Origin of the sequence: Undibacterium sp. Di26W (genome assembly GCF_049340265.1) — a bacterium.
Lineage (GTDB): Bacteria > Pseudomonadota > Gammaproteobacteria > Burkholderiales > Burkholderiaceae_D > Undibacterium.
The window spans coordinates 22,633-43,445 of record NZ_JBMPOR010000030.1; the positions used below are offsets into that span (position 1 = coordinate 22,633).

15 protein-coding genes are annotated in these 20,813 nt (G+C 48.2%); 6 read left to right on the top strand and 9 right to left on the bottom strand.

All coding sequences use genetic code 11. The features are described 5' to 3' along the window. The first annotated feature begins 77 nt into the window (after positions 1-77). Genes ACO0LM_RS25720 through ACO0LM_RS25730 form a run of 3 tightly spaced genes read left to right on the top strand, consistent with a single transcriptional unit; the run spans position 78 to position 3,741 of the window. On the top strand, positions 78-1,220 hold the full coding sequence (locus tag ACO0LM_RS25720; RefSeq protein WP_423041289.1) for a hypothetical protein: 1,143 nt from the start codon (positions 78-80) through the stop codon (positions 1,218-1,220). After that, positions 1,217-1,714, top strand: coding sequence for a three component ABC system middle component (locus ACO0LM_RS25725; protein ID WP_423041291.1), 498 nt, complete (start codon positions 1,217-1,219; stop codon positions 1,712-1,714). Before ACO0LM_RS25720 ends, ACO0LM_RS25725 begins: the two co-directional genes overlap by 4 nt. Beyond that, a complete protein-coding gene (locus tag ACO0LM_RS25730; protein WP_423041293.1) occupies positions 1,711-3,741 on the top strand; it encodes a DUF3732 domain-containing protein in 2,031 nt (676 codons plus the stop codon). Before ACO0LM_RS25725 ends, ACO0LM_RS25730 begins: the two co-directional genes overlap by 4 nt. A gap of 4 nt (positions 3,742-3,745) precedes the next feature. On the opposite strand, the gene ACO0LM_RS25735 is transcribed toward ACO0LM_RS25730, so the two are convergent. Next, entirely contained in the window at positions 3,746-4,450 is a 705-nt protein-coding gene (locus tag ACO0LM_RS25735) for a hypothetical protein (protein WP_423041295.1), read from the bottom strand. 283 nt (positions 4,451-4,733) lie between these two features. After that, complete coding sequence (locus ACO0LM_RS25740; RefSeq protein ID WP_423041297.1) at positions 4,734-7,190, bottom strand: glycosyltransferase family 4 protein; 2,457 nt, start codon at positions 7,188-7,190, stop codon at positions 4,734-4,736. A gap of 434 nt (positions 7,191-7,624) precedes the next feature. Here ACO0LM_RS25740 and ACO0LM_RS25745 point away from each other — a divergent pair, with 434 nt between their 5' ends. After that, on the top strand, positions 7,625-8,440 hold the full coding sequence (locus ACO0LM_RS25745) for an alpha/beta fold hydrolase (RefSeq protein ID WP_423041299.1): 816 nt from the start codon (positions 7,625-7,627) through the stop codon (positions 8,438-8,440). 99 nt (positions 8,441-8,539) lie between these two features. On the opposite strand, the gene ACO0LM_RS25750 is transcribed toward ACO0LM_RS25745, so the two are convergent. After that, on the bottom strand, positions 8,540-9,277 hold the full coding sequence (locus ACO0LM_RS25750) for an alpha/beta hydrolase (RefSeq protein ID WP_423041378.1): 738 nt from the start codon (positions 9,275-9,277) through the stop codon (positions 8,540-8,542). Between the two features lie 308 nt (positions 9,278-9,585). Between ACO0LM_RS25750 and ACO0LM_RS25755 the strand changes: the two genes are divergently transcribed. Next, positions 9,586-9,909, top strand: coding sequence for a hypothetical protein (locus tag ACO0LM_RS25755; protein WP_423041302.1), 324 nt, complete (start codon positions 9,586-9,588; stop codon positions 9,907-9,909). Positions 9,910-9,996: 87 nt separating this feature from the next. On the opposite strand, the gene ACO0LM_RS25760 is transcribed toward ACO0LM_RS25755, so the two are convergent. Further along, positions 9,997-11,223: an acetate/propionate family kinase gene (locus ACO0LM_RS25760; protein WP_423041317.1), complete on the bottom strand. Its 1,227-nt coding sequence runs from the start codon at positions 11,221-11,223 to the stop codon at positions 9,997-9,999. Next, positions 11,220-12,641 (bottom strand): bifunctional enoyl-CoA hydratase/phosphate acetyltransferase, encoded by a 1,422-nt coding sequence (locus ACO0LM_RS25765; protein WP_423041319.1) that lies wholly within the window; start codon positions 12,639-12,641, stop codon positions 11,220-11,222. Before ACO0LM_RS25765 ends, ACO0LM_RS25760 begins: the two co-directional genes overlap by 4 nt. Before the next feature lie 382 nt (positions 12,642-13,023). Here ACO0LM_RS25765 and ACO0LM_RS25770 point away from each other — a divergent pair, with 382 nt between their 5' ends. Next, a complete protein-coding gene (locus ACO0LM_RS25770) occupies positions 13,024-14,904 on the top strand; it encodes a PHA/PHB synthase family protein (protein WP_423041321.1) in 1,881 nt (626 codons plus the stop codon). Positions 14,905-14,924: 20 nt separating this feature from the next. Here ACO0LM_RS25770 and ACO0LM_RS25775 read toward each other — a convergent pair whose 3' ends face one another. From ACO0LM_RS25775 to msbA, 4 genes are all read right to left on the bottom strand, one after another. Beyond that, complete coding sequence (locus ACO0LM_RS25775) at positions 14,925-16,859, bottom strand: ABC transporter substrate-binding protein (RefSeq protein ID WP_423041323.1); 1,935 nt, start codon at positions 16,857-16,859, stop codon at positions 14,925-14,927. Positions 16,860-17,245: 386 nt separating this feature from the next. Further along, positions 17,246-18,274, bottom strand: coding sequence for a lipopolysaccharide heptosyltransferase II (gene waaF / locus ACO0LM_RS25780; protein ID WP_423041325.1), 1,029 nt, complete (start codon positions 18,272-18,274; stop codon positions 17,246-17,248). A gap of 29 nt (positions 18,275-18,303) precedes the next feature. Continuing rightward, positions 18,304-18,885 carry a peroxidase-related enzyme gene (locus ACO0LM_RS25785; protein WP_423041327.1) on the bottom strand — a complete coding sequence of 194 codons (582 nt, stop codon included), beginning with the start codon at positions 18,883-18,885 and terminating at the stop codon, positions 18,304-18,306. 42 nt (positions 18,886-18,927) lie between these two features. Continuing rightward, positions 18,928-20,673 carry a lipid A export permease/ATP-binding protein MsbA gene (msbA, locus tag ACO0LM_RS25790; protein WP_423041329.1) on the bottom strand — a complete coding sequence of 582 codons (1,746 nt, stop codon included), beginning with the start codon at positions 20,671-20,673 and terminating at the stop codon, positions 18,928-18,930. Between the last annotated feature and the right edge of the window lie 140 nt (positions 20,674-20,813).

Genomic DNA, 20,813 nt, shown 5'->3' on the forward strand with positions numbered 1-20,813 from the left:
TTTTCACAGTAACGCCTCCAAGCGTTTCCATAATAGAATGAAGTTAACATAACAAATATCTCCAACCATTAATTGACATGACCACAACGACAACTCGTAGCGACGCAACTGCCTCGACCGTCGCGGTAGTCTTCCAACTTGGGGTGGCTGTTGATAAATGCTATGAACTTGCCTCAGATCAAACGTTAGTTATTGAAGAGCTAGGAGATGTAACAATTGAAAATCTGACGCAAATTGAGGTCAAATGCTATACCGACTCCCTAACTGACGGACATCCCAATTTTTGGAATACTGTAACTAACTGGTCGGACAAAAGCTTCGATCAGTCCAAGTATAAATCTTTAGTGCTATACACTACCCAGCCATTCGGCGCTCAAGCCACTATTGCAGACTGGAATTCATGCGACATCGACCGCAGACTCGAGCTCCTTGTTGCTATCAACAAAGAATTTGAAAATGAGTTTAATAAAAAATTTTCAAATAATGCTGCTGCGACTGCGAGCAAAACACTTTTACAACAACGAGCCCTTTTAAGCGATACGAACAGAGCCAGATTTTTAGAAGTAATAGGTAAGATATTCATTGAAACAAGTTCACCATCACCATCTGATCTTTACACCAAACTTTTGAATGTTCGCTCAAAGGGTATCCTCAAAAAACATAAGCAAAAGTTTGTGGATACATTGATAGGTTATGTCGCTCGATTAGGCCGCCCAAAGGTTCAACGCTGGGAAATCACTGGTGAGGAATTTGATGTCTACTTACAGGATTTATACACCCTCTTTTGCAGAGAATCGCATACATTTCCAAGTGCTCACTATGACGATTTCGATCCAACAACAATTCCATCTCCGTCTTATGATCACTTCGTGCAAAAGATTCTCGATATAGATCATCACAAACATGTCGCTGATGCTATTCACCATTACCATACAACTATAAATACAATTTCTGACTTGTTTGGAGATCATACCATCTACGTAAAAGATCTACTTGAATTCAAGAAGCAAGTCGCGAAAAAATTTGATCTGGAATATGACTCCGCGTGTTTGTCATATGAACCAACAATTAACAATTCAAAAATATTCTACATTAAGGTCATGTTGTCTCAACCACCAAATTTCCGTGGCTTTGAAGATTCACCGTCATGGTTTAGAAACGGTGTATTGCATCTGCGTATGAATAATCATCCCGATCAATTCCAATGGATGTTGCAATGACTCAAAAATCGACAACAACAGGCGAACTTAATTCAATCGATCCAATTTCTCATCTCAACATCTTGCACAACAATCCGTTCATTTTCTCTTCTGCTATGGTGGCATTCTATGAAGAACTGAGAGAAAAAGAACATTCTCTTCTGCTTTCTTATTTAGTTTTACCCCTTGTGCTTCATAGGAGAAGTCGAGCGATACTTTGTAACGCAAAAGATAGCAGCAGCTTGGTCACAATGATTGCGAGCAAAAAATTTGTCCATGGCTTAGCTGAACGTGTTGAGGATTACAAAGATTTGACCAATCTGACAATTCAGTATTTGATTGGAGCTCAAGCAATAAAGATTCATGGAAGCAAAATATCAATATTAAATCAGTCTGAAAAACTTGATAAAACCTCACCGGATGGATTGATAAAAGCAGCACGGCGACTTGCTATCTTCTTCAATGCCTATGAAATTCCAATGATATATAGAATGTTAGGAGTACTTGCTTTATGAAATCCAGCGTAATATACATAGGAATTATCGATGCGGACGATAACCCGCATGCAGTAAAATTTACCGACGGGGTAAATGTGGTAACTGGAAAATCTTCCACTGGCAAAAGCGCACTGATTGAAATTTTTGACTACTGCTTTGGAAGCTCAGACTTTTCTGTGCCAGTTGGCGTTATCACACAGAACACAAAAATATTTTTTGTGGCATTAAAAGTGCGTAACACTGTTTTAGTTTTGGGTCGACGACCAAATGACACTCACGCTTTTGTCAAAGAAGATCACGATCTTGCAAAATTTTCTTCTTTAGAATGGGCTAATTCAAATTACTTTCCATCTCATTCTTTCTCACCATTAGCGCGATTTCTTAAGCAGCTTCAACGATATTTCAATATTACTGTCACCGACATTGATGAAGATTTAGATGATCGAATCCGTAGAGGTCAAAGGGCACCGACACCGTCAGTGAGAAGTTTTTCTTCCTTTATTCTTCAACATCAAAATTTAGTTGCAAATAAGCATGCAATCTTCTATCGATTTGATCAAAAAGAAAAACGCGAACAGGCCATTGACCATTTGAAAATTTTTCTGGGTTTTGCGAATCAAAGATATTTTATTCTAAAACAGCAGATGAACGAACTTGATGCAACTCGACGCAGACTGATTCGCGAACTACCGAAGAAGAAAGATCGTGACATTCAGTTCAAAAAAAGGCTTGAAGATACAATATTCGCATTCGAGGCAATAAGCGGGAAAAAATTAGAGCTAGATGTCGCCACTGCAATCCTTTCGCCGGATATAGCATTAACAAAATTAAAAAACACGCCTGTAAAATTCTCTTCATTATCTGATGCGCATGTCAAGCTATTGGTACAAGAGCTAAATAATAAGGGTATTTTCACTGGAAAACTACGAGAAAATCAAATTGAACTTGCAGAGATCGAATCTTCAATAAGTTTCGCAAAAAAATATGCTGACTACAGCAATACAATTAGCATTCCGGAAAACGCTGAAATTTCACACGCAGCCTGTCCATTCTGCAAATCTGAGACGGATGCGATTGAACAAAGAGCGAATGAATTATCAGAAGCGATCAACTGGCTGAATACAGAACTAAAGCGGTCTAGTTATAGACAAGCCGCTCTTGATGAAATTCGCGTAGAGAAGCAAAAAAAAGTCGCAGACGCTCGTGCAGAGCTAGCGACATGTATGGCTCGAATTGAAAAAATCCGTAACCAGGTCGACGATCTCAAAAGCGCTCGAAACCAATACGAGCTTTCTTTGGAAGCAAAAATTCGAGTTGAATCAGTATTACAGGAATTTGCAGATTCAAAAAAGAAAGACGATGGCACGGATATTCTAGCAATTGATATCGAGTTAAAAGATATTCGTGATGAGATTGCTCTAAACTATGATATTGAGAAAAAAATCAAAAAAGCCGAAGCCAGAATCAGTGCATTAATGAAAATCTACAGTGACCGGTTCGATTTCGAAAAAGCGTATAAACCAATCAATTTGCAATTTTCTTTGGAAACTTTCGACTTATGGCACAACGATGGGGAACGAAAGGTCTTCCTTCGCGCGATGGGTAGTGGAGCAAATTGGCTCTCCTGCCATCTAGTACTATTTCTTAGTTTGCAACGATATTTCTGCGAAATCGGTGAGGAAGCTTCGATCCCTTCTATTCTATTTTTTGATCAACCAAGCCAAGTTTATTTTCCATCAATTCTTGATGGAGATAAAAAATTTTCACCAATCGAATTGGCTAGCCGCGACACAAGTAGAAATGGTCGAGCAGTCGACGAGGACATCACTGCAGTCACAAACTTATTCGATCAATTAGTGAAGTTTTGTGCTGAAACCAAAATTGCCACAGGAATCAATCCTCAGATTATTGTGACCGATCATGCTGATCACCTTAACATGTCTAGCGGGGTCAGTTTCGAATCCTTAGTAAGGGCACGTTGGCGTGAAGAGGGTGCTGGTTTCATCGATTTACGCGGTCTTTACAAGTCAGCAGATGTCCTATAGAAAATCACCAAAAATCTGTGCAACTCTTTTCAATGACACTACCAATCATCTCTTCGTAGATACTCTCTGTCACACGCGCAGATGCAACTTCACGGCCAATACCAGTAATGAAGCCGCGAACACCGGTATTGATTGCCTTGGTAGCATACTCGCCTTCGAAGGCCACGGCTTTTCCTGTATAAAGTTGAGCGCAAGCTTCCCGTGCGGTGCGTTCCCGTTTGCTGGATTCTTCGAGCTCTGCCTTCTTGCAGTCTGCTTCGCTGGCACAGCTACGTACGAAGTCATTATCTTTAAATATGCCCCGCTCTACGAATTGATCGCCGACCCATTTCCCCAAATTTGAACGCTCATTGGCGACGTACCCACTTTTGGATGTGGTCATTTCGCCAAAGCCATTTCTTTTGCCGTCGCGGTAAGCACCTACATAGCGGTGACCGCCGGGCCAGGTGGAAATACCTTGCCCATTTGTTTTGCCCTCACGGTAGATTCCTTCGTGTTCCGATCTAAGCACTGCATATACATACCACGTGACTATACCTTTACCTTCAGCTTTACCGTTCAAGCATTTACCCGACCATCGAATGGTTTCGCCAGGTAACGGATTGTCGTTCCAGATTTTACAATTGTTATCTTGATCCGAAATCCAATCACCTGCAAATACGGGATTGATAGCGATTAAAAGTAATAATGCGAGAATAAATCTATTCATCAATTAATGCTCCTGTTCTGGATCGATTAGTGGTGTCGTTTCGTTGGCAGTTGTGTTCTACGGTTGCGGTACCAGCTTACGCAACAAGGAATGATCTGACTTAAGAAGTTACTACACGATTGCAGTGAATAATCTGCAATGCCCTTCATATCGCTTTCGCTCATTTTGAAAAACCGAGTCATCACGCATTGAGCAAAAGTTCACACCGTATTTAATGAAGAAGCATTCTATTTACAGCTCTTCCAAAGTAAGCTTTACTACGGCACCTGTGGAAGAGCAAATTTTAGGTAGCACTCATGTCCTTGCCCCGCAAGCCTGGATTCCAATGCGATATCATGGACAGGCGATCCTTAACGAGTTTGCCTACAGTTTCCGGATTTAACTGTCTCTGAATATCAAGCATGGCCTGTTGACCTAAGCGTAGACGCAATTCTGGTTGATCGAGCAGTTGACGGATGCATGATGCTGCATGGTTGATATCTGCTTCCGCCCAAAGCGGGCCGGCTGGATACGCGCCCATCGTTTTTTCGAGTGCTCGCAATGTATATTTAACCGGCATGGAATTCTCGTGTGTCATAAAATCCATGTTGGCAGACCATCCGGTTGCCACGACCGGTTTTCCCAGCGCCATCATTTCCGCCGGCGCCAAACCAAAACCTTCAGCGCGATGAAGAGAAATAAGCATATCGCAACAAGACTGCAAATCCCAAGTCTGCTGGCGAGTCAGAAACTGGTCGAGTACGATAGTTCCCGGCAAATCGGCGAGGTAGTCGTTTAATTCGGCAGATGCTTCGGGATGATGTTCGCTATTGATCGTCTTGACGACCAGAACAGCGTCATTGCGCCCTTTGATGGCCTCACGAAATGCGGCGATAGCGGCCTGGGGATTTTTACGATACTGATATGAATGGAAATCATACATCATCAGCGCCAGCACTTTATCCGCTGGCAGGCCAAATTCATTGCGATCAACGCCAGGTGTTGCCCTGACATGTAAAGCATGCGGAATAATTACTACCGGCACTGGTGACACAGCGGCCACAGCGTCATACACGAAGGTCGATGGCACCCAGATTTCGTCCAGATGCTCAAAGGATGCAAAGTGAGATTGCGGAATTTGAGGTTGTTCCCAATGCCAAAAACCGATCTTGTATGCACTTTCAAGATTATTATCTTTCAGATATTTGATGGTATTGACGGTCTGATCTGCGTTGACGTACACCATATCAATAGCAAACCGACTATCACTGGCATGAAGCAACGCATCTGTATCGCGTTTCAAATTAAAAGTTTGAAAACCAACATCAACCACAGAATATGGAACACCAACTGCACGACAGGCACGTGCCAACGATCGTGCTGCCTCGCCCACCCCGAGTTCGGCATTGATATAGCCAATCAAATTAATACCCAATGTTGTCGAGGTGATTTTTGATTTTATTTTTTTCTCAAGTGGTTTCTCATTTTGATGAATTGCGGGAGCATAAACGGGTACGCCGTCTGATATATTATGCTTCACTACTAACCAAAATGGCCAAAGCAAGAGACGCCGTTTCCATCCACGAATACGTCTACTTTCCGGCGAAATCCCCACTGCCAAGACAATTTTCAAGTAAGAAAATAACCGCTCACAAGAATTAATATATCGCTGCAAGGCAGACGGATCTGGCGCACGATTCAAAAAATAGTAATAAATATCGCTAAGGCGCCTGGCTCCGGTGGAATTAGACGACACATTTAATTCTTTAGACCATTCAAATGGTTTATCTCCCATCATTTTTCTTAATCCTGGACTAAGGCGATATTGCTTACGCACCTCAACAGATATTGGGGAGCCATTTGCAAAACGCGCATAAGCGTAGGGTAGATTACGAAACTTATCCGGCTCATTGGCAACTACATTACTGCAATACTGGAGCACCAGCGTTTTCACTATAGGCTCGACCGTATCTAATGAAAAACGATCTTGATGCTTGGATAAATTTTGCGGTTGTTGCGGATCGATTCCACTGAAATGAAAAAAAACCAAATCCTGCTGATTAACTTTATGCTCATCAGCCTGTCCGGTGAACATACGTTGCGCCAAATTCCAATAAGCCACGTTATATCCAGGATGACGTAATATCTTTACCTGATCGAACAGGCCAGGGACCAAATCTACCCAACTTTGGTCGACGAAAACGCCATTTGAAAAATCGACTACACAATGTCGTTCAAGCTTGCCTTGCCACCATTTCAAGAATTGTCTCGTAGCATGTTGCTCACTCAGGGCACAAAAACCCAAGTTATAAGTTCCAGCCATGCGAATAGTAAGTTCAGTCGGGTTGTGTGTATCTGTAGTTGGAGCGAGCAAATGCGGGGTGAGGACGACACTGGCACCATCAGTCAACAATTGCGTCACTTCCTGCAACGGTTTATACAAATAAATATCGGGATCAATATACAGAACCTGGCTATGGCCAAGGTCAAGTAAATGTTGCAGAGCCCAAGGTTTTACTGCGGTATTGAGTTCAAGAATCGTATATTGAAACAGAAATTCATCGCCAAATGGCAAGTCAAGCGACGAAAGAGGAATCGCTTCAAATTCTTGAGACAATTCTGCACTTGGAGACAAATCGGCATCAACAATGACGCAATAAGGTTTCGCCTCTGGATGATGCAATGCAACGCTTTGCATCAATGTGCGGGCGTAATGCAGATAATTATTAGATACGATGGTAACTATTGCCAACTGCTTCATGTAACTCTTTCAATTTATTCAATCCTTATTCCAACGTGTAGAATAAAAACCTGAGGTTGCCTGGATATGTCCGTCATCAAGATGGGCGAATCGCACGTTTATCGGTCGATGTGATGCAAAGAGTGACTCAAAATCCCTTTGCAGCTTAATTGTTGTTGAAAGTATCATTGACTCACCGGTACGAACAGAAAAACGCCAACGCTATTTTTTTGCATTCTACCAAATTAAATTACCAATATTGGCGGACAACTACAATGCGATATTCTTTTGACATGAAGTCCTTGTTCATCATTCACACACGAAGCTGGCATGGGGTAAAAATGATACGTGAGTATATTCAAAAGCAGCTTGCATGCAGTCTGTTCCTGACACTGCTATCTTCATTTGTTGTCTCGAGTTATGCAGCACAATCACAGGAAGGGCCACCAGCTGCAATGACGGCACCTGCGTCTATGGTGCCAGGCATGGCGCAAGCAGAATATGCGTATGGCCCGGCCCCCTTGCAGAAGCTGGATTTTTGGCAAGCGACAGTCGCCAAACCTGCACCAGTCATCTTGTTTGTCCATGGTGGAGGATGGAAACGCGGGGACAAAAAAAATGCAACCGGCATGCAAAAAGTCAATCATTTGATCGGAGAAGGCTATGCCTTTGCCTCAATCAATTATCGTCTGGTTCCAGCCGCAAGCGTGGAACAGCAGGCTGCTGATGTGTCCGCCGCCGTCGCCTGGCTGCGGGGCAATGCCGGGAAACTGGGGATCGATGCATCACGCATCATTCTGATGGGCCATAGTGCCGGGGCGCATTTGGTCTCTTTGGTCGGTACCGACCCGAAGTACCTTGCGGCAGCCGGCCTGTCCTTATCGGATGTTCGCGGCATCATCGCGCTGGATGGCGCCTGTTATGACGTGCCGCGCCAAATTGCCGAGGGCGGAGCCTTCATGGGTAAAACCTATGTAGAAGCGTTCGGAAACGATCCCGCACGCCAGCGAGCCTTGTCTCCAACGTTCCACGCTGCCGCACCGAATGCGCCTGCATTCCTGATCATTCATATCGATCGCGCCGACGGCAAGGCACAATCCGAGGTATTGGCTGCCGCCCTCACACAGGCCGGCACTTCAGCGGAACTCCATGGCTTTACCGGCAAAGGTTTGCGCGGTCATCTGGATATCAACAGATCACTCGGCAGCACCGACTTTGCGGCTACCGCCGTGGTCGATACCTGGCTACGCAAGCTGCCCGGCGCAAAATAGAGGCTTGGCATACGGCAGTAGCAATTTACCGACATCTACAAAACATGCTTTCATGTGAAATGGCATGTTGGACCAACACCGACTACGGACAAATAAACATCAAGGTAAAGGGTTTTTGATCCATTCAGAGATCATGTCAACTGCCTCTTTTTCCATGCCGATAAAACCGTGCCAGTGCAGCGCTCCACATACGTCGCCACCAGGATTGGACCCGCCATCTGCCAGGATCATTTTTTTCACCGGCGCATTAGTCAATCCACGCAAAATTGCCGGCACCTCATATGGCTGGCATTGACTGCAGGCGTCCTTGCTATGATGAAGTACCAGTGTTGGTATCTTGATGGCCGATAAATCTTGTTTGGGTACAGCTCCTGGCTTTTTGTAGTTCACAACACTTGACGTCAATACCAGGCCAGCAATTGCAGTATCTTGCAGCTTGATCGCTGCAGCGGTGGCAGAAACCGTGCCTTTACTGGTGCCAATAATCCATACTGGCGCAGGACTCTGCCTTTGTACATATTCCAGCATGGCACGAACATCAGCCATATGCTTATCACTAATGCGGTCGGCATAATCCAGATCTTCGGTATCCTCAGGACGGCCGAAAATTGCCACATTGAAGCCTTTACTCAGAAAATATGACAGTGAACGCACCAGAAAGTTACTACTGCCAGGCTGGCCCTCTATGACCTTGCCAAATCCACCGCCGCCACCGGAAAAAATAAATACCGTAGCCTTTGCACCGTCCACAGCTTCCCAAAACAGAGTGGTACTAATGCCTGGACGAGTCGGCACTTTAAAGACTTGCCCCGCAGCGTGAGCTGTAACAGTAATCATCAACAAGATTGCCGCTATCAAATTTTTTATCATGCAGCTTCCTCCTTATCTTGACGCAGATATCCAGCCGGACAGCAATAAGCGGAAAAATACGCGCCGCCTGCCAATTTAATCACTCTCCGCAAAAAACATTTGCGTTAATGATTGCATATTCCCACAACAAATGATAATTTTTAAGCAATGCATGCACAACAAATCAAAAGCTTGCACCAAATCATCAATAAATTTACACACGGTACTGTTACAGAATACTGCAATCTGGCTTCACTTTTTCTTGTCTGCATATTTCATTAAAACAAGGAGCTATCATGTATCCATGGCTATGGGTGTGGTCACCACAGGTTCATTTTCCCTGGAGTGGCAGCGTCGCGCAAAAGATTGAGCCGAGAACGACCTGGTTCACGTCCATGATTCCCCCGGTATCAGGGGATGCGGCAATAGAAGAACAAGTATTTAATGCTGCGTCTTATGGGACACAATTGGGTATGATCATTGATGTGCTATTGGATATCGTCAAGGAGACAGAAACTTTGTCGCCCAAGGCATCCAAGTCGCTGGATGATTTAAAGTCTTTGAAGTCCAAGATTGAAGACATCAAAAAAATATCCGCAAAAAACGCAGCACTACATTAAGCCAATGTGCAAGGAAGTACCGGCGAGGGATTCGTCGCTGCAGCCCTGTATTTCACTGAGCCCTGTATTTCACTTATATCACTGAGCTCACTGCATGGCTTGCAGTAACTGCTGTGCATCCATGGCTGCGATGCGTCCTTCATCGGTGGGTACTACCCAGACTTCTGTGCTGCTGTTGGGGGTATGAATGGAGGCAATGTCGTCACCACGGGCAGCATTGTTCTTTGCCGCGTCCACCTGCACACCAAGGTAAGCCAGACCTTCTGCCACCCGCTGTCTGAGTATGGTGTCATGCTCACCGATGCCGCCGGTAAACACCAGCACATCCAGGCCGTTCAGGCAGGCGCTTAATGCGCCGCATTCGCGTATGACGCGGTAGGTGAACAAGTCGATGGCAAAGCCGGCTTGCGCGTCGGGGCTGCCACGCAGGGTGCGCATGTCGGCAGAGATGCCGGAGACACCCAGCAAACCAGATTCCTTGTACAAAGTGGTTTCCAGTCGTTTTTCATCCCAGCCCTGTTGCATCAAGTGTAGCAAGACACCGGGGTCGAGTGCGCCACAACGGGTGCCCATCATCAGGCCATCGAGTGCAGAAAAACCCATGGAACTGGCGATACTTTTGCCATTTCGCATTGCGCAGCCACTGGCACCATTGCCCAGGTGCAGCATGATGACGCGACCGGCAGCGGGATCAAAAGCGCGCGCTGATTGCTGGGCAAGATGGCTGGCAACATAACGATACGACAGGCCATGAAAACCGTAACGGCGTATACCTGCGGCGCGCAAAACCTGCGGTAAGGCCAGCGTGGTTTCACAATCTGGCATAGTGGCGTGAAAGCCGGTATCGAAGCAAGCTATCTGCGGTATGTCAGGATATGCACGACTAAAAGCAACTACGCCATCCAGATTATGAGGTTGATGCAAAGGTGCCAGTGTATCCAGCGTATGCAAATAATTGAGTGCATCCTCATCAATCACGATAGACGCAGAAAACCGTTCGCCACCGTGGACAATGCGATGGGCAACGGCTTTAATGTGTATGTCCGCACTATGCGTCATCAACAAACTGTGCAGGGCTTGCAGCGCAGCAGCGAACTGATCACCACCCGCAGTATGGACTGCGGCCTCATCCAACGCCAACGCTTTGGTTTCCGTACCTGCGCTGAATTTGATCAGGGGCTTGCCGCCTGGTTGCAAGCCCTCGATGACACCCGTCAGCTTGGTCCTGGTCACACCTTCATCAGTAAAGGGATACAACGCAAATTTGATGCTCGACGAGCCTGCATTTACTGACAGGATGACAGGGCTTTTCATGGTGCGGTTTTCCGGTACGCATACGCCAGCAATTTGATCAGGGCAGCCGAGGCTACCCGCGAAGATGGGCCATCAGCACGGCTGGTGAGGGCAATCGGCACCTTGGCACCGACCACCACGCCGCAGGTGGCGGCACCGGCCAGGTATTCAAATTGCTTGCCCAGCATATTGCCAGACTCCAGATCAGGCACCATGAGGATGTCGACATCGCCAGAAACGGCCGAAACGATGCCTTTGATCTGCGCCGCACGGGCAGATATGGCATTGTCGAAAGCCAGGGGGCCATCAACAATCGCCCCAGTGATTTGCTTTCTTTCTACCATCTTGCATAAAGCTGCGGCATCAATGGTGGAATTGATCTTGGGGTTAACCGTTTCTACTGCAGACAATAATGCCACCTTGGGTTCAGGGATATTCAGTGCATGTGCCAGATTGATGACGTTTTGCAATATGTCGGCCTTATCTGTCAATGTGGGGTAAATATTCAGGGCAGCATCGGTTAGCAGCAAAAGCTTGTGATACATGGGTACATCCAGGTGATACACATGTGACAGGCGGCGTTTGGTGCGCAAGGCGGTACATTCAACGACCGCATGCATGAGTTCATCGGTATGCAAGCTCCCTTTCATCAGTGCTTCAACCTGGCCGCTGGCAGCCATCCCCGCGGCCATCTCCGCTGCGGCATGGCTATGGGCGACATCAATCAGTTGAAAGCCACTGATATCAATGTGGGCAGCACTTGCTACTGCTGCGAGCTTTTCTGCCGGAGCAATCAAAATGGGAATGATCAGGCCCTGCTTTGCCGCATCCACGGCCCCCTGTAATGAATCGGCATCACAGGGATGCACCACGGCACAGCGTATGGCGGGCAAGTTTTTGACGCTATCGAGCAAGCTACGCTGCCGTTCCCCCAAATCAAACATGGTCATGGTGGGCAGGTGCGCACGCGGGCGACTGACTTTTTCCGTCGGAGCGATGACCAGCGCGTTGCCGTAGACCACCCTGTCACCTTTCTGATTCAGGATTTCGCAATCCAGGGTGACGTGTTTTTTTTCATCTTCTTTTGACACTACCGTAACAGATACAGTGAGGGTATCACCGATGCGCGCAGGTTTGACGAAGTGCAGGTTTTGTTCAAGATAAATCGTGCCCGGCCCTGGCAGACGTGTGCCCAGGATAGTGGAAATCAATGCCCCACCCCACATACCATGGGCAATGACACCGTGGAATAGCGTATGTTCCGCATACTCTGCATCCAGATGGGCCGGATTAACGTCGCCAGATACGGTGGCAAAGGCTTGTATATCTGTATTTGTTAGAGTACGAACCTGGCTGGCTGTCTGACCTATCTGCAAATCTTCGTAGACGACGTTTGAGATGATGTCTTGTTCGTTCGTATCTATACGTATCGTATTCATGTGATTCCTGAGGTAAGCTTAATTAACGACATGATAGCCAGCGTCTACATACAAAGTCTGCCCCGTCATACCGGAAGGCGCATCGCTGATCGCCGCGACATTGATGCAGATCAAACTTTTGATCAGAACCCTTATTCCTATAGTCTACAAGACAGATTTTATTGCACCGTAGGCAGGATTTTTCAGCCATCGCCCTGCTATTACTTGTGCGTGCTTGTGCGTGTCCATATAGGGAAGAAGGGCTAAACAGGATCATCATGAATTCACCGAAGAAGAGTAGGCTAAGTATATTGCTGCATTTGCACAATACAGTTGATCAGCATCAACTCGGTTGACTGTCTTGTTTGCAAAAATGGCTGTACATCCTTTTGAGGAAGCACAGATGAAATCCGATTACAGTCAGACTGCTCCAGCGCAAACTTCTGGCTCTGCTGGCCATGCATCCTACGCGCCGCAACAAGCTCAGCAGATTTGCTATCTCAGCGGCAATGAGGCAGAAATTCACCCGCTGGATATGGCACTGCAAAATCATATTGCCAAGCTGACGGGCGGCATCTCACCGGCCAGTGTCACACTGGCAGTGATGGACTGGGCGATACACCTCGCTGTCTCACCAGGCAAACAATTGGAATTGTTGAATCTCGTGCAAAAACAAATCGCCAGTTGGCCCGAACTGCTGGCACCAGCACTGTTGGGCAAGACCACAGATACAACAGCTGCAACCGGGGCTGGGTCTGCAATTCATCCGCCAGCATCCGATAGCCGCTTCGCTGATGCTGGCTGGTCAAACTGGCCTTTCAATGCATTCAGCCAGTATTTCCTGCAAAGACAAGCGTTCTGGCAAAAAGCAACGACCGGCATACGTGGTGTAACTGCCCATCACGAAAACGTGGTCAACTTCATGTCGCGTCAATTGCTGGATATGATGTCACCGTCGAATATGCCCTGGCTCAATCCGGAAGTGATTGCAGCAACCAAAGCCTCTGCAGGGAAAAATCTGATTAGCGGCGCCACGCACTGGATGCAGGATAAGGGCATGGAATACCAGCCACCCGGCATTGATACCGGCAAACATGACAATGAACAACTGGCGTATCAACCAGGCCGTGACGTGGCGGTTACCGAAGGCAAGGTGGTCTTTCGCAATCATTTGATAGAACTCATACAGTACACGCCGCAGACCACAAAAGTATTTGCAGAACCTGTGCTGATCGTGCCTTCATGGATCATGAAATATTACATCCTTGATTTGTCACCACATAATTCCATGGTACGTTTCCTCGTCAGTCAGGGTCATACGGTGTTCATGATTTCGTGGAAAAATCCTGGCAAGGAAGGCCGCGATCTCAGCATGCAAGACTATCTCGACAGCGGCTTGTTCAACGCTCTGGCAGAAGTCGGTCAGCTTGCAAAGCACAAACCCGTCCATACCGTAGGTTATTGCCTGGGCGGCAGCTTGCTCGCCATAGGCGGGGCGGCACTGGCCAGTGGACATACTGAAGATTTCAGATCAGACTTGCCAAAAATACAGACCGTCAGCCTGCTGGCAGCACAAACTGACTTTAGCGAACCGGGGGAACTGGGCCTGTTCATTGACGAAAGCCAGATTGCCATGCTGGACGCGCAAATGTGGGAGCAAGGTTACCTGACAGGTGAACAAATGACAGGTTCATTCCAGTTGCTGAATTCACGCGATCTGATCTGGTCGAAAATCATGCGCGAATACCAGTTGGGTACCCGCAATTCGCCGAATGACCTGATGTCATGGAATGCCGATACGACCCGCATGCCCTATCGCATGCATAGTGAATATCTGAAGCACCTGTTCCTGCATAATGATCTGGCAGAAGGCCGTTATGAAGTACACGGTCACGCAGTTGCATTGAACAATATCCGTGTACCCATGTATGTAGTCGGCACGGTACGTGACCATGTGTCGCCATGGCGTTCCGTCTACAAAATTCATTTACTGTGCGATGCGCCCATTGACTTCGTGCTTGCTTCTGGCGGGCACAATGCCGGCATTGTATCCGAGCCTGGCCATACCCACAGGACGTATCAGCATCTGGCGTCAGACAAACGCGGTGAGTTCTATCAACAGGCAGATGACTGGCTGCATGCAGCGACAACGGAAGAAGGTTCGTGGTGGAACCACTGGCAAGTCTGGCTGGCTAGCCATTCCAGCGCACATAAAATCAAGGCTCAACCCATAGTGGATAATCAACTGGGTGCTGCACCTGGCACGTATGTTTTTGAAAAATAATTGCGGCCTTTGTTGACTACTTACTCCATACCAGGAGAATACAAAATCACCTGGTCACGTCCTTTCGCCTTGGCGGCGTACATGGCCATGTCGGCTTTTTTTGCCAGCTCTATCTCGGTCATGCCATGGTCGGGATAGATGGCTATGCCTATGCTGGCAGAAATGAAATGGGTATGGTCGGCAATCACAAACGGTACCGTCAGCGCAACACGGATTTTTTCAGCCAGCACTGTGGCACTTTGTTCATCGCTGACGTTCAGGGTCAGCGCCACAAATTCATCACCACCTATGCGCCCCACCGTATCTGAATCGCGCAGGCAATGTTTCATGCGCTCTGCGGCCTGCTGCAGCAAGACATCGCCTACGGCATGACCAAAGCTATCATTGATGGGTTTGAAACGGTCCAGGTCTATATACATCAGCGCCAGCCGTGTCTTGTTTCTTTTTGCCAGCGCCAGTCCTTGCGCCAGCCGCTCAAAAAATAAAATACGGTTGGGCAAGCTCGTCAGGCTGTCATGGTGCGCCAGGTAAGCCAGCTTATCGTTGACCAGCTTGCGCTCACTGACATCGACCTTCACGGCGACATAATGCGTGGTTTTTCCTGCTGCATTTTTCACAGGTGCGATATGTGCTTCTTCCCAATACAATTCGCCATTCTTGCGGCGGTTAATCAGTTCACCGGTCCATTCTTCGCCGCGCAGCAACTGTTGCCACATGGCCTGGTAAATTTCCGGCTTGACTTGGCCTGACTGCAAAATACTGGGCTTTTTACCGATCACTTCTTCTGCGGCATAACCCGTGTCGATCGTGAAATGCGGATTGACGTATTCAATCAGGCTATTGGCGTCGGTAATGATGACCGATGTCGGACTGTGTTCTATTGCCGAAGACAGAAAGCTCAGCCTGAGTTCGTTTTTGCGAATTTCGTCCAGGCTATGGGCCAGTCTGCGGTTAACGCGCAAAATATACAGTGCAACACTACCAACGATGCCAACAAAAATCAGTGCGAACAGGCTCCATACATAGAACCAGCTCAAGTTAACCTCTGGATTTGGCTCGTACAAAAAATCATCCATAGAGAAATTGGCTGACAACATTCCCAGTTCTGCATAGGTATCGGCAATATGCCGCCAGCGCCCCGGGTTCATATAGCCTATGGCGATCAGGTCATGGCTCAACAGGTAGCTGGTTTGTGCTGCTTCATAATGAAAGAACTCTTTATTCGACGCCAGATTATTCAAGCCCACATAACGCTGCAGGATCAGGTCGATAATTTCTTCCTGGTGTTGCAATGCATATTCCCAGCCCCGCAGGCTGGCCGCGCGGAAGGCTTTCACACGTTCAGGGTGCTCCTTGATTTCCTTGTCGGTGGTGAACAGATTGTCCCCGTAAAAATCAATGCCGACAGAACGTGGCGTATAGATGTGGTAAGCAATGCCGGCTTGCCCCAGCCGAAAAGGTTCATTCGTCAGATAGGCCGACATGACATCCACCTTGCCATTCACCAGATCGTCCACATTGAAGCTGTGTTCAATTTTCTTGAATTGATCAAACGGGATGTTTTCCCGCTTGAGGTAGGCCAGCAATTCCTGGGATTGTGATTCCAGCATGATGCGCTTTCCGGACAGATCATGCACAGTCTGTGGCTCTGCATCCTTTCTGGAAATCAGTATCAAAGGGGAATGCTGGAAAATCACTGCGATGACGACGACCGGCTTGCCTTCCTTGCGCGACAGCATCAGGCTGCTGGTGCCTATGCCATATTCTGCTTTTCCACTCACCACTTCATCAATGACATCCAGGCCGGGCTGTGCCTGCTGGATATCGACATCCAGGCCTGCCTCGCGGTAATAGCCGAGTTCCTTGGCGGCGTAATAGCCGGCAAACTGGAAGGCGTGGGTCCATTTCAATTGCAGCCGCACTTTTTCAACGGCATGCGCAGGCAGTGTGAGCATGGGTAGCATTTGCATGCACAGGCACACAAAACCAAGCAGTACATGTCGGAAGAATTTCGTTTTCATGGAATGGGAAACAGCAATCCACTTCCTGACTGAATACACATTAACAAAACTAAAGAGAATGCTGCAATAATTAAATGCACTCCAGACAGGCGCAGATCCACTGCCACTTCACTGCCTGGAATGCCTTGTAATACCTATTACAATTTAAGAATACTGCAACGCCTTAGCTCAATATTGCCAAAATTAACATATTCCGGTTACTGCAGGCAAAAAATAAGCTCACAGTGTATTTGTGGTGTTTGATTTTGATGGTACAGCAGCCTGCCAGAAAGAATCGTGGCTGAAACAATCATTTACAGTCGAATCGTTTCCAGTGCAGGTCAGGCGGCTGACAGCAAGATTTTTTGCAGCGGTTGCCAGACCCTGTCTGCCCCCAACTTTTGCATGCAGTCATGATGGCCTAGCGGACATTCCCTTTGGCGGCAAGGCGCGCAGTCCAGGTGCAGGGACAATGAATGGGCAATATCAGAAAACGGCGGTGCGTGGCCAGGGTCGGTTGGCCCATAGATCGCGATCACCGGACGATTCAGGGCCGAGGCAATATGCAAAAGGCCGGAATCATTGGAAACCACCGCCGCAGCCCGGGCAATCAATGCCACGGCCTGGTCCAGCGAAGTTTTGCCAGCGAATTGATGTACTTGTGGGCAGATAGCCTGAATCTGATCGCAGACGTCGATATCCTTGGGCGACCCCAGCAAAACGATTTGCGTCGTCGGTTCTGCATCCAGGATGGTACGAGCCAGTTCAGCAAAATGGGAGACTGGCCAGCGTTTGGCATGACCAAACTCGGCTCCTGGTGCAAAACACACCAGCGTATGCTGCATGGACAAGCCCAGGTCCTGCATGGCCGCAGCAATGTTGGCGGCATCGACTTCCAGCTTTGGTTTTGGTAAATTTTGTGGTGCCTCATCGGCAGGTGCAAAAGCCAGCGCGGCATAAAATGCCACCATGGCACGCGGTGCCTGGCGGTTGTCATGATGCATCAGGTTGATCAGGCCATAACGACTTTCGCCCTTGTAGCCTACACGTTTCCTGATGCCCGCCATCCAGGGCAGGAGTGCAAATTTCAGTGTATTGGGTAATACATAGGCAGCCACGTAGCCACGCTGGCGCAGTTGGCGTGCATAACGCCAGCGTTCGCGCAATTGCAAGGCACCATGCCTGAACGGGGTTTCCAGCACGGTGTCGACTTCTGCCATGGCGCGTAGCACTGGCGCTACCCAGGCCGGGGCCAGCACATCAATCGCAGCTTGCGGATTATCCTGTTTAAGCAAGTGCAACAGTGGTTGCGCCATGACGGCATCGCCTATCCAGTTAGGGGCAATCACCAGGATACGGGGTACTGACATAGGGGATACAGGTTTTTCCATGCCCGACATCATCTTGGCGTACGCCCCATCAGGAAAAATTCATCATTCGGCCGCATCGAAATGACATTCGCCATGCGGTTGGACAGGCCGAAGAAAGCGGTGATGGCAGCAATGTCCCAGATATCTTCATCATCAAAACCATGGCCATGCAGCAGGGCATAATCTGCATCGTTGACGTTTTGCGAATCCAGGCATACCTTGATGGCAAAATCCAGCATCGCGCTTTGGCGGGGTGTGATATCGGTTTTCAAATGATTGACGGCGACCTGGTCAGCCACCAGGGTATTCCTGGCATAAATGCGCAGGATGGCACCATGCGCCACCACGCAGTACAGGCAATTATTTTTGGCGCTGGTGGCGGTGACGATCATTTCGCGTTCGGCCTTGTTCAGCTTGCCTGTCGTCTTCAGCATCAGTGCATCATGGTAGGAAAAAAAGGCGCGGAATTCATCCGGCCTGTGCGCCAGCGTCAAAAACACGTTGGGTACAAAACCAGCCTTCTCTTGCACTGCAAGGATTTTCTCGCGTATGTCCTGCGGCAGGTCTTGCAGGGACGGCACTGGGAAACGGGAAATGGCAGTGGTCATCATGCGTCCTCTCACTATGTACAAAACTAAGATCGCAAGCAGGTTCTAAGCCGCAAATTGCAAACGATACAGGTTAGCATACACGCCATTATTATCCAGCAATTGGGCATGCGTACCCGTTTCCACTATCTTGCCATCCACCAGTACAGCAATGCGGCTGGCGCGTTCTATGGTGGACAAGCGGTGTGCAATCACCAGCGTGGTTCTGCCCTGCATCAATTCATCCAGCGCTGCCTGTACGGCACGTTCAGATTCGCTATCCAGTGCCGACGTGGCTTCATCCAAAATCAGGATGGGTGCATTTTTATAGATGGCGCGGGCGATTGCCAGACGCTGTCTTTGACCACCAGACAAGCGCATGCCGTTGTCGCCTATCATGGTGCTCAAGCCATCTGGCAAGTCACGTACCACGTCGCCAAGGTGGGCGGCCTGCACCGCAGCAGCAATACGTGCAGCATCTGGCTGTGCATCGCCATAAGAAATATTCGCAGCCACCGTGTCATCAAACAGCACCACATTCTGGCTGACCATGGCAATCTGTTCACGTAGGCTGCTGAGGGAAATCGCCTGCAGCGAACTGCCGTCGAGCAAAATATCTCCTGAATCAGGCGTGTAAAAACGTGGCACCAGATTCACCAGTGAGGTTTTACCACCACCTGACATACCTACCAGGGCAATGGTTTCGCCCGGTTCTATGCGCAGATTGATGTCCTTGAGCGCTTCTTGCTCTTGTCCCGGATAAGAAAAATTGGTGCCAACAAATTCCAGCCGGCCTTGTGCCCGTTCAGTCAGGGTTTTGCCACTATTGTTTTCTGGTGCGGTATCGATCAATGCAAATACCGATTCTGCCGCTGCCATGCCGCGCTGCAATGGGCCATTCAAGTCGGCCAGTCTTTTCAGCGGCGTCAACAACAACATCATCAAGCTGACAAACTCGACGAAATGTCCGGCTGTCGTGGCATCTGCAGCCGCCTGCGATACCGCAAACATGATCACCACCGCCACCGCAAAGGCCGCCGCCAGTTGTGTCAGCGGCGTGGTGGACGCAACCGCGACCGTGGTGCGCATGGCATAGCCACGCAGCTTTTCGTTCTTGGCTTCAAAGCGCTGCTGCTCATATTTTTGTCCTCCAAAAATACGGATGACCTGGCTGGCGCGGGTGGCTTCTTCTATCACCTGTGTCAGTTCGTTATTCACATTCAGCTGGTTCTGGTTGAGTTTGCGCAGGCGTTTGCTGACCCCACGCACCAACAGAGCCATGACCGGCATCAACACCAGGGCGACGATGGTCAATTGCCAGTTGCGCCATAGTAGCGCTGCCAGCAACACCACCACTGTCAGCGAATCACGGAACAGGGTCGTCATCGACACTTTCAGCATTTCAACGATTTGCTGCGCTTCAAACATGATGGTATTGATGATGCGCCCACTGGATTCAGCCTGATAAAAACTGATGGGCACATTCAGTATGCGGTCAAATACCTTGGCCCGCAGTTCATTGAGCAATTTGCTCGATACCCAGGTCATCAGGTAGCTGGTGGTGAAAGTACAGATGCCGCGAAACAGGAAGATGGCGATAATCGCCACCGGTACTTTCCACAAAGCCAGCTTGCTGGCATCGCCATTGAAACCGTGGTCCAGGATATAACCCAACACTTTGGGGAACATGACCTCCGTCGACGCGGTACCCAACATGGTTAGCAAGGCCCACCACACACGCGAGCGGTAAGGCGTAATGGATACCCATAAACGCCGGAAAACCATCGTAGTTTCTTTATTGATCAAGCTCATAGTCCGATTTCAATTTTTTTCATTTGTTATGATGCACATGCGGGTCATTCCTACCGCAATAACGTACGATACGCGTACGATACATTTACGATACCGCCACATCACCGTACAAAAAATTTATCTTGAAGATGTCCTGCAGC

Coding starts and splice junctions, on each gene's coding strand:
- waaF (WP_423041325.1), bottom strand. CDS start 18,274: ATGTCAGTACCCCGTATCCTGGTGATTGCCCCTAACTGGATAGGCGAT.
- ACO0LM_RS25760 (WP_423041317.1), bottom strand. CDS start 11,223: ATGAAAAGCCCTGTCATCCTGTCAGTAAATGCAGGCTCGTCGAGCATC.
- msbA (WP_423041329.1), bottom strand. CDS start 20,673: ATGAGCTTGATCAATAAAGAAACTACGATGGTTTTCCGGCGTTTATGG.
- ACO0LM_RS25755 (WP_423041302.1), top strand. CDS start 9,586: ATGTATCCATGGCTATGGGTGTGGTCACCACAGGTTCATTTTCCCTGG.
- ACO0LM_RS25770 (WP_423041321.1), top strand. CDS start 13,024: ATGAAATCCGATTACAGTCAGACTGCTCCAGCGCAAACTTCTGGCTCT.
- ACO0LM_RS25785 (WP_423041327.1), bottom strand. CDS start 18,885: ATGATGACCACTGCCATTTCCCGTTTCCCAGTGCCGTCCCTGCAAGAC.
- ACO0LM_RS25765 (WP_423041319.1), bottom strand. CDS start 12,641: ATGAATACGATACGTATAGATACGAACGAACAAGACATCATCTCAAAC.
- ACO0LM_RS25745 (WP_423041299.1), top strand. CDS start 7,625: ATGACGGCACCTGCGTCTATGGTGCCAGGCATGGCGCAAGCAGAATAT.
- ACO0LM_RS25740 (WP_423041297.1), bottom strand. CDS start 7,190: ATGAAGCAGTTGGCAATAGTTACCATCGTATCTAATAATTATCTGCAT.
- ACO0LM_RS25735 (WP_423041295.1), bottom strand. CDS start 4,450: ATGAATAGATTTATTCTCGCATTATTACTTTTAATCGCTATCAATCCC.
- ACO0LM_RS25725 (WP_423041291.1), top strand. CDS start 1,217: ATGACTCAAAAATCGACAACAACAGGCGAACTTAATTCAATCGATCCA.
- ACO0LM_RS25750 (WP_423041378.1), bottom strand. CDS start 9,277: ATGATTACTGTTACAGCTCACGCTGCGGGGCAAGTCTTTAAAGTGCCG.
- ACO0LM_RS25775 (WP_423041323.1), bottom strand. CDS start 16,859: ATGCTCACACTGCCTGCGCATGCCGTTGAAAAAGTGCGGCTGCAATTG.
- ACO0LM_RS25730 (WP_423041293.1), top strand. CDS start 1,711: ATGAAATCCAGCGTAATATACATAGGAATTATCGATGCGGACGATAAC.
- ACO0LM_RS25720 (WP_423041289.1), top strand. CDS start 78: ATGACCACAACGACAACTCGTAGCGACGCAACTGCCTCGACCGTCGCG.